This is a genomic window from Ramlibacter albus (assembly GCF_014297445.1).
GTDB lineage: Bacteria > Pseudomonadota > Gammaproteobacteria > Burkholderiales > Burkholderiaceae_C > Ramlibacter > Ramlibacter albus.
Genome location: NZ_JACORU010000020.1, coordinates 41632 through 50257 on the forward strand (window position 1 = coordinate 41632; position 8626 = coordinate 50257).

At 68.6% G+C, this 8626-nt stretch carries 9 protein-coding genes; 2 read left to right on the top strand and 7 right to left on the bottom strand.

What is annotated here, in order from left to right; all coding sequences use genetic code 11:
- The first annotated feature begins 6 nt into the window (after nucleotides 1–6).
- Nucleotides 7–1101: a CaiB/BaiF CoA transferase family protein gene (locus tag H8R02_RS29555; RefSeq protein WP_187085569.1), complete on the top strand. Its 1095-nt coding sequence runs from the start codon at nucleotides 7–9 to the stop codon at nucleotides 1099–1101.
- Between the two features lie 32 nt (nucleotides 1102–1133).
- On the top strand, nucleotides 1134–2312 hold the full coding sequence (locus tag H8R02_RS29560) for an acyl-CoA dehydrogenase (RefSeq protein ID WP_187085571.1): 1179 nt from the start codon (nucleotides 1134–1136) through the stop codon (nucleotides 2310–2312).
- A gap of 41 nt (nucleotides 2313–2353) precedes the next feature.
- Here H8R02_RS29560 and H8R02_RS29565 read toward each other — a convergent pair whose 3' ends face one another.
- Genes H8R02_RS29565 through ubiU form a run of 7 tightly spaced genes read right to left on the bottom strand, consistent with a single transcriptional unit; the run spans nucleotide 2354 to nucleotide 8386 of the window.
- The gene (locus H8R02_RS29565) at nucleotides 2354–3412 is read right to left on the bottom strand and encodes a Fic family protein (protein ID WP_187085573.1); all 1059 of its coding nucleotides are present in this window, start codon (nucleotides 3410–3412) and stop codon (nucleotides 2354–2356) included.
- 42 nt (nucleotides 3413–3454) lie between these two features.
- Entirely contained in the window at nucleotides 3455–3874 is a 420-nt protein-coding gene (locus H8R02_RS29570; protein ID WP_187085575.1) for a hypothetical protein, read from the bottom strand.
- Between the two features lie 9 nt (nucleotides 3875–3883).
- Entirely contained in the window at nucleotides 3884–5368 is a 1485-nt protein-coding gene (locus H8R02_RS29575) for a UbiD family decarboxylase (RefSeq protein ID WP_187085577.1), read from the bottom strand.
- Nucleotides 5369–5372: 4 nt separating this feature from the next.
- Nucleotides 5373–5978 carry a UbiX family flavin prenyltransferase gene (locus H8R02_RS29580; protein WP_222622698.1) on the bottom strand — a complete coding sequence of 202 codons (606 nt, stop codon included), beginning with the start codon at nucleotides 5976–5978 and terminating at the stop codon, nucleotides 5373–5375.
- Entirely contained in the window at nucleotides 5966–6436 is a 471-nt protein-coding gene (gene ubiT / locus H8R02_RS29585) for a ubiquinone anaerobic biosynthesis accessory factor UbiT (RefSeq protein WP_187085578.1), read from the bottom strand. The genes H8R02_RS29580 and ubiT overlap by 13 nt, the downstream gene beginning before the upstream one ends.
- Nucleotides 6433–7335, bottom strand: coding sequence for a ubiquinone anaerobic biosynthesis protein UbiV (gene ubiV, locus H8R02_RS29590; protein ID WP_187085580.1), 903 nt, complete (start codon nucleotides 7333–7335; stop codon nucleotides 6433–6435). The genes ubiT and ubiV overlap by 4 nt, the downstream gene beginning before the upstream one ends.
- Before the next feature lie 4 nt (nucleotides 7336–7339).
- On the bottom strand, nucleotides 7340–8386 hold the full coding sequence (gene ubiU / locus H8R02_RS29595) for a ubiquinone anaerobic biosynthesis protein UbiU (protein ID WP_187085582.1): 1047 nt from the start codon (nucleotides 8384–8386) through the stop codon (nucleotides 7340–7342).
- Nucleotides 8387–8626 lie beyond the last annotated feature (240 nt).

The following is an 8626-nucleotide window of genomic DNA, read 5'->3' on the forward strand; positions in this document are numbered from 1 at the left end:
CACGGCATGTCGACCAGCACCGGCGCCCTGCAAGGCATCAAGGTCATCGACCTCTCGCGCATCCTCGGCGGCCCGTATTGCGGGCAGATCCTCGGCGACCATGGCGCCGACGTCGTCAAGGTGGAGCCGCCGCAGGGCGACGACACGCGCGAGTGGGGCCCACCGTTCATCAAGGGCGTGGCCTCCTACTACATGGGCCTGAACCGCAACAAGACCGGCATGCGGCTGGACCTGGCGAGCGCCGAAGGGCGTGACGTGCTGATGACGCTGCTCGAAGGCGCGGACGTGCTCATCGAGAATTTCAAGACCGGCACCATGGAGAAGTGGGGCCTGGGCTACGAACAGCTCGCGCAGCGCTTCCCGCGCCTCGTGCACTGCCGTGTGAGCGGCTTCGGCGCCGACGGCCCGCTCGGCGGGCTGGCCGGCTACGACGCTGCCGTGCAGGCTATGGCCGGCCTCATGAGCGTGAACGGCGAGGTGGGTGGCGAGCCCTTGCGCGTGGGCCTGCCGGTGGTGGACCTCGTGACGGGCCTCAATGCCGCGCTCGGCGTGCTGCTGGCGCTCAAGGAGCGCGAACGCAGCGGCAAGGGCCAGTTCGTCGAGGCGAGCCTGTACGACTGCGGCCTGTCGCTGCTGCATCCGCACGCGGCGAATTTCTTCGCCGATGGCCGCGAGGCGAAGCTCACGGGCAACGCGCACCCCAACATCTACCCGTACGACTCGTTCCCCACGGGCGGCGCGCCGGTGTTCCTCGCCGTCGGCAACGACCGGCAGTTCGCGCTGATGTGCAAGCACCTGGGCGTGCCTGCGCTCGCACAGGACGACCGCTATGCAACGGCCGGCGCGCGGTCCACGAATCGCGCAGCCTTGCGTGCCGAACTCGTGCGGCTGCTCGCCGAACGCGACGGCCCGCAGCTCGCCGAGGAGCTGATGGCCATCGGCGTGCCCGCCGCACCTGTGCTGTCCGTACGCGCAGCGCTCGAGCACCCGCACACCGCGCATCGCGAGATGGTGGTGAAGCTGGGCGACTACACTGGCGTTGCATCGCCGATCAAGCTGAGCCGCACCCCGGCCACCTACCGCCTCGCGCCCCCGGCCTGAGCGGCAAACCGCACGAATCCAAGGAGAACACCATGGCCGCCAAAGCCGCTTTCAACTGGGCCGACCCGCTGCTGCTGGATGCGCAGATCACCGACGACGAGCGCGCCGTGCGCGACGCCGCCCACGCCTATTGCCAGGAGAAGCTCGCACCGCGCGTGCTCGAAGCTTTCCGCCACGAGAAGACCGACGCGTCGATCTTCCGTGAGATGGGTTCGCTGGGCCTGCTGGGCCCGACGATTCCCGAGCAGTACGGCGGCGCCGGCCTTAACTACGTCTGCTACGGCCTCGTCGCGCGCGAGGTGGAGCGCATCGACTCCGGCTACCGCTCGATGATGAGCGTGCAGAGCTCGCTGGTGATGGTGCCGATCAACGAGTTCGGCAATGAGCAGACCAAGCAGAAATACCTGCCCAAGCTGGCCACCGGCGAGTGGATCGGCTGCTTCGGCCTGACCGAGCCCAACCACGGCTCGGACCCCGGCAGCATGATCACGCGCGCCCGCAAGGTCGACGGCGGCTACAAGCTCACGGGCAGCAAGATGTGGATCACGAACTCGCCGATTGCCGACGTGTTCGTGGTCTGGGCCAAGGACGATGAAGGCGCCATCCGCGGCTTCGTGCTGGAAAAGGGCTGGAAGGGCCTGACCGCGCCCAAGATCGAGGGCAAGGTGGGCCTGCGTTCGTCGATCACCGGCGAGATCGTGATGGACGAGGTGTTCTGCCCCGAGGAGAACGCCTTCCCCGAAGTGCGCGGCCTCAAGGGCCCGTTCACCTGCCTCAACTCGGCGCGCTACGGCATCGCGTGGGGCGCGCTGGGTGCCGCCGAGGACTGCTGGCACCGCGCGCGCCAGTACGTGCTGGACCGCAAGCAGTTCGGTAAGCCGCTGGCTGCCAACCAGCTCGTGCAGAAGAAGCTGGCCGACATGCAGACGGAGATCACGCTCGGCCTGCAGGGCTGCCTGCGCCTCGGCCGCATGAAGGACGACGGCACGGCTGCGGTGGAAATCACGTCGATCATGAAGCGCAACTCGTGCGGCAAGGCGCTGGACATCGCGCGAGTGGCGCGCGACATGCTGGGCGGCAACGGCATCAGCGACGAGTTCGGCATCGCGCGGCACCTGGTGAACCTCGAGGTGGTGAACACCTACGAGGGCACGCACGACATCCATGCGCTGATCCTGGGGCGCGCGCAGACGGGGATTGCGGCGTTCTAAAACCCTACCCATTTCCACCCGATTGCGTCGCGGCGTCCGGGCTAACGCAGCTCGTACCAGGCGCCGCGACCCTGGCCGCGAGTCGCAAGATGCCCCTGCGCGACCAATGACCTGAAGTGCAGCTTCAGCGTGTTCCGGCTGCTGCCGGTCAGCCGGACTGCTTCGGCCATGGTGATGCGCCCGTGCTGCCGCACGAAGTCGATCACCTTCAGCGACAGGTCGGGCAGCGCGGCCAGCACCAGCCGTTCCCGCTCGACCTTCTGCGCAAGCCGCTGGACCTGGCGGGACAGCGCGCGGAGGAAGAAAACAAGCCAGGGCTGCCAGTCGGGGGCGGCGCCGCGAATCGTGCCCTGCGTCTGCCGCAATGCGAGGTAGTACGCTTCCTTGCTCTGCTCGATGACGCTCTCCAGGGAGCTGTACGGCACATAGGCGTAGCCCGCCTGCAGCAGCAGCAGCGTGGTGAGCACCCGGCTCAGCCGGCCGTTGCCGTCCTGGAACGGGTGGATTTCCAGGAACACGACGATGAAGATGCCGATCAGCAGCAGCAGGTGCAGGCGTTCGGAAGGCGCGATGTCGCGGTTCGAATGGAACCAGTCCACCAGCTCGGTCATGAGCCGTGGGGTTTCGAAGGGGCTTGCGGTCTCGAACACGACGCCCATCGACCGGCCCTGCTCGTCGAAGGCGACAACGCTGTTGGAGGACTTCTTGTAATTGCCGCGATGCCATTCGTCCTTTTCGCTGTGTCGAAGCAGGTCGCGGTGTAGCTGGCGGATGTGGTTCTCCGTCAGGGGAATCTCGCGGTAATGGGCGAAGACGGTTTCCATCACGTCCGCGTATCCGGCCACTTCCTGCTCGTCGCGGGTGGTAAACGACTGGATGCGCAGGTTCGACAGGAGCCTCTCGACGTCCCGGTCGCTCAGGCGGCTGCCTTCGATGCGTGTGGAAGACCCGATGCTCTCGATGGTGGCGACTCGGCGCAGCGCGGCGAGCCGTTCCGGTGCCAGCGTGCCCAACGATCGCCAGGCGCCACGGAACTCGTCGATCGAGGCGATGAGGCCGAGGACCTCCGGGGTGATGCGGACCGAGTGCGTGCGGAACATGCCACCCGATACTACACCCAATTACACCCATTCCGCGCCGGCTCACTTCCGGTGCGGCGCGCGCACGATCTCGCACAGCGAGTCGTACGCCCAGCCCATGTCGCCGTCCACCGCCGCGATGCGCGGCCCCGGCGTGCTGTCCATCGCGATCGGCAGGCCGCTGCTGTCCGTGGCGCTGAAAGCCAGCGTGCGCCAATGGCGCGCCGCGCAATCGAACTCCACCTGCACCGCCGTCTTGTAGACGCGCGAGCGCAGTGCCGCGAAAACAGGCGTTTCGCTCACGAGCGGGGACCGCCCCCACCAGCGCAGCCAGGCCGTCACCCGCGCTCGCTCGAGCCGGATGGATGCCAGGTCGACGTCCACGTCGGCCGTGCCGGGCAGCGTGCGCCACTGCGCCGCGGTTGCCGATGCAGCGGCGCAAGCCAGCAGGAAGGCAGCGCCGAACTTCGCAGGAGACCGCATGCGGCCATCCTACAGGCCCAGCGCCTCCGCCAACGAGTTCATGCGCCCGGAAACATCCGCATCCATGGCGATGGAGCGCCCCCACTCGCGCTGCGTCTCACCCGCCCACTTGTTCGTCGCATCGATGCCCATCTTGCTGCCCAGCCCGGCAACCGGCGAAGCGAAGTCGAGGTAGTCCATCGGCGTGTTCTCGATGGTGAAGGTGTCGCGCGCCGGGTCCGCGCGCGTGGTCAGCGCCCAGATCACCTCGCGCCAGTCGCGCACGTCCACGTCCTCGTCCACCACGACGATGAACTTGGTGTACATGAACTGCCGCAGGTGGCTCCACACGCCCATCATCACGCGCCGGGCGTGGCCGGGGTAAGCCTTGCGCAACTGCACAACCGCCATGCGGTAGCTGCACGCCTCGGCAGGCAAATGAAAGTCCGTGATTTCGGGGAACTGCCGCTGCAGCAGCGGGATGAACAGCTCGTTCATGGCGAGCCCCAGCACCGCGGGCTCGTCGGGCGGCTTGCCCGTGTAGGTGGAGTGGTAGATCGGCTCGCGCTTGAGCGTGATGCGGTCGATGGTGAAAACCGGGAACGAGGCCTGCTCGTTGTAGTAGCCGGTGTGGTCGCCGTACGGGCCTTCCATCGCATGCTCGAAACCGCTCGCGTGCGTGGCGTCCGGCTGGATGTGGCCTTCGAGCACGATCTCCGCCGTGGCGGGCACCTGCAGCGGCACGCCGACGGCGGAGATGACGTCGGTGCGCTGGCCGCGCAACAGGCCGGCGAACTGGTATTCGGAGAGGGCGTCCGGCACGGGCGTGACCGCGCCGAGGATCGTGGCGGGGTCCGCGCCGAGCGCCACCGCGACGGGGTAAGGCTGCCCGGGGTTGGCGATCGCATGGTCGCGGAAATCCAGCGCGCCGCCGCGGTGCGGCAGCCACCGCATGATGACCTTGTTGCGCGCGAGCACCTGCTGGCGGTAGATGCCCAGGTTCTGCCGCGCCTTGTGCGGGCCGCGCGTGACGACGAGGCCCCACGTGATGAGGGGTGCGACGTCGCCGGGCCAGCAGTGCTGCACGGGCAGCTTCGCGAGGTCAACATCCTTGCCTTCCCACACCACCTGCTGGCAATCGGCGCTGCCCACCTCGCGCGGTGCCATGTGCCACAGGCGCCGCAGCAGGTCGCCCAGGCCGAGCATGTCGCGCCAGCCCTTGGGCGGCGCGGGCTCGCGCAGGCGCGCCAGCACTTCGCCGAGCGGGCGCAGCGCCCGCAGGCTGTCCACGCCCATGGCACGTGCGACACGCTGCGTCGTGCCGAAGAGGTTCGCCAGCACCGGCATCGAGTGGCCGGCGGGCCGCTCGAACAGCAGCGCGGGGCCGCCCTTGCGCAGCACGCGATCGGCCAGCGCCGTCATCTCCAGGTGCGGCGACACCGGTTCGACGATGCGCAGCAGGTCGCCGTCAGCCTCCAGCTGCGACATGAAGTCGCGCAAGTCGCGGTACGGCATGGCGTCAGGCCGCAGCGGCGAGGCCGCCGGTCCAGCGCGGTGCGAGCTCGTGCTGCACGTCGAGCAGGTCCAGCACGCGCGCCACGGCCTGGTCGACGATGTCGTTGAGGCTGCGCGGCTTCAGGTAGAACGCGGGCATGGGCGGGCAGACGATGGCACCCATCTCGGTGACGGTCGCCATGTTGCGGATGTGCCCGAGGTGCAGCGGCGTTTCGCGCACCATCATCACGAGGCGGCGGCGCTCCTTGAGCATCACGTCCGCGGCCCGCGTGATGAGGCTGTCGGAGATCCCGTGCGCCACGGCGGCCAGCGTGCGCATGGAGCAGGGCGCGACCACCATGCCCTGGCAGCGAAAGCTGCCGCTGGCGATCGAGGCGCCGACATCCGATGCGTCGTGCACGATGTCGGCGAGCGAGGAGAGTTCGTCCACCGACATGCCGAGCTCGTGCGTCACCGTGCGCCAGCCCGCCGGCGAGACGACGAGGTGCGCGCGCACGTCCGGCATGTCGTGCATCGCTTCGAGGAGGCGCTTGCCGTAGACGGCGCCGCTCGCGCCGGTGATGGCGACGACGAAGTCGCGCACCGCCGGCGCGGGTTTCAGCTGCGCCATGGGGGGCGGCGCGCAGCCGTCTCGCGCAGGCGCGTGAGGTCGAGCACCGGCAGCTCCAGCGCGTCGAGCGTGTTCTTCACGACGAGGCCCAGCTCGGTGTCGCCTTCGAGCGTGAGGCGGCGGCTGAAGAAGAGGGTGTCGGGGTCTTCCTGCCGCTGCGCGAGCCGCAGGAAGTCCGGCGCAGTCGCGCCGATGGTCAGGTCCGTTTGCGCCTGCCGCGGCAGCGCGCGAAAGCGGTCGCCGGTCCAAGTGAAATCCATCGTGATGCGTGCGTCGCGTACCTCGATGCGCAGGCGTTTGCGCAGCAGGCGCTCGCGCACGTCCTCGGGCAGCTTTGACGCGAGGCCGATGTTGAGGGCGGCAGCGAGCAATGCCGACGGCGGGTAAGAAGGCAGCCGCGCGAAGATCGCCGCGAGCGGCTTCGGGCAGGGTGGCAGTTGCAGGGCGCCTTCGTTCACACGGCCTCCCGCGGCAATGCGGTATCCATGCCGGGCCGGCCATGCCAGAACCCGTTGCACGCGGCCGTCGGCACCAGCTCGCGCAGCTGCGACTCCGCCTCGCCGGCCTGCAGCTTGCCGCGGCGCACTTCGTCGAAGAGCCGCAGCGCGTCGCCCGTGGCGCGCGACTGCGGGCTGATGCGCAGCACGTCGATGCCCATCGACTGCAGCGACGCAAACTCCTGCAGCAGGCTGTGCGTGCGCGCGGACTGCGTCTGGATGCCGTTGAGCACGAGGAAGGGCTCACCCTCGCGCGTCGCGAGCAGCAGCCCGTCGGGGTCGGCGATGCAGCTGAAGCGGCAATCGTCCTTCGGCAAATCGTGGTGCCGCGCCGTGAAGCAGCGCGCGGAGAAGGCGAGCGGCATGCGGCCGAAGGCGAACAGCTCCGTCTGCACACCTTGCGGCCGCTGCGCATGCAGGCGCGCGGCATTGGGCTGCGTGGCTTCGAGCGGCACCACCCAGCGGCGCGCGCCGAGCTCGGCGATCCAGCCGAGCGCGTCCTGGTTGTAGATGTTCAGGTGCGGGCCCGCGACGAAGGGCAGGCGCCCGGCGAGGCAATGCACCGCGCCCATGTCGTTGGCTTCGACGGCGAATTCGCCGTTGTCGGCAATGCGCGCCATCGCCGAGACGTCGCTGCCCGATTCGAGCAGCACCATCGTCGACAGCACCACTTCCTTGCCGGCCGTGCGCAGGTCGCGCGCGAGCGCCAGCCAGTCCGGCAGGCGCATCTCGTGGCGGCGGGAGCAGACCACCTCGCCGAGGTAGACGATGTCCATGGGCCATTGCGCGGCTTCTTCGTAGAACCGGAGCAGGGTGTCGCGCGGCCAGTAGTACTGCACCGGCCCGAGGGATAGCTTCATCGGGTCATCTCCAGGGGCGGTGGTAGGCGCCCAGCGTGTGCTGCTGCCCCTCGGCGAGCGGGTCCAGCTGCGCCATCCAGTTCGTGCGCACCGCGTAGCGGTGGCCTTGCGCGAGCGCCTGGTCGATGGCCTCGCGCCAGACGCGCGTCACCTGCGAAACATAAGCGGGGCTGCGCTGGCGGCCTTCGATCTTGACGGCCTTCACGCCGATCTTCATCAGCTGCGGCAGCAGCTCCAGCGTGTTGAGGCTCGTGGGTTCCTCCACCGCGTAGTAGTTCTTCTGCGTGCCGACATCGAAGCGGCCCTTGCACAGCGTGGGGTAGCCGGCCTTCTCGTCCTTGGCGTAACGGTCGATCAGCACGCCGCCCAGGCGCGCTTCCATGCCTTGCGGCGTGTCCTGCCAGCGCACGGCCTTGGCGGGCGAGCACACGCCGTGCGTGTTGGGCGACTCGCCCGTTACGTACGAAGAGAGCTGGCAGCGGCCTTCGACCATGACGCACAGGCTGCCGAAGCCGAACACCTCGATCTCCACCGGCGTGCGGCCGATGACCTGCTTGACCTGGTCGAGCGACAGCACGCGCGGCAGCACGGCGCGGCGGATGCCGAACTGCTCGTGGTACAGGTTGATCGCTTCGTAATTGGTCGCGGACGCCTGCACGGACAGGTGCAGGCGCAGGTCCGGATGCGTTTTCGCGGCGTAGCGCATGAGGCCGGGGTCGGCCACGATCACCGCGTCGATGTCGAGGTCCACCGCGAGGTCGATCGCCTTGTGCCACGGCGCGGGGTCGGCCGCGGGCGGGTAGGTGTTGATCGCCATCAGCACCTTCTTGCCGCGCGCATGTGCGTAGCGCACGCCGCTGACGATGGCCGGCAGGTCGAAGTTCAGCCCCGCGAAGTTGCGTGCGTTGGTGGCGTCGCGCAGGCCGAAGTAGACGCAGTCCGCGCCTTCGTCCACGGCGTTGCGCAGGGCCGGCAGGCTGCCGGCGGGGCACACCAGTTCGAGCGAAGGGCTGGGGGTGGCCAACTCCTTTGCGGTGGGGTAGGAGAGCATGGGTGCGACGTTACCTGCCGCGCGTTCGCGGCGCCCTGATCGTGGTCAAGGTTGCTCTTTGAGCTTTGGGGTGTGGGGGCGTCCGTAAGCGTAGTCTCGAGCTCGCCGCTCTGAGGTGGTTGATGTCCCGGGGAGTGGTGTAAGTTTTTAATGTCTTCAAGGCGCGAAGGGCGTAGCCCGTAGCGCCTGGAGAGGCATCAGAGGTCGACTCCTGAACGGGGGTGGCCATCGTGAGTCCGG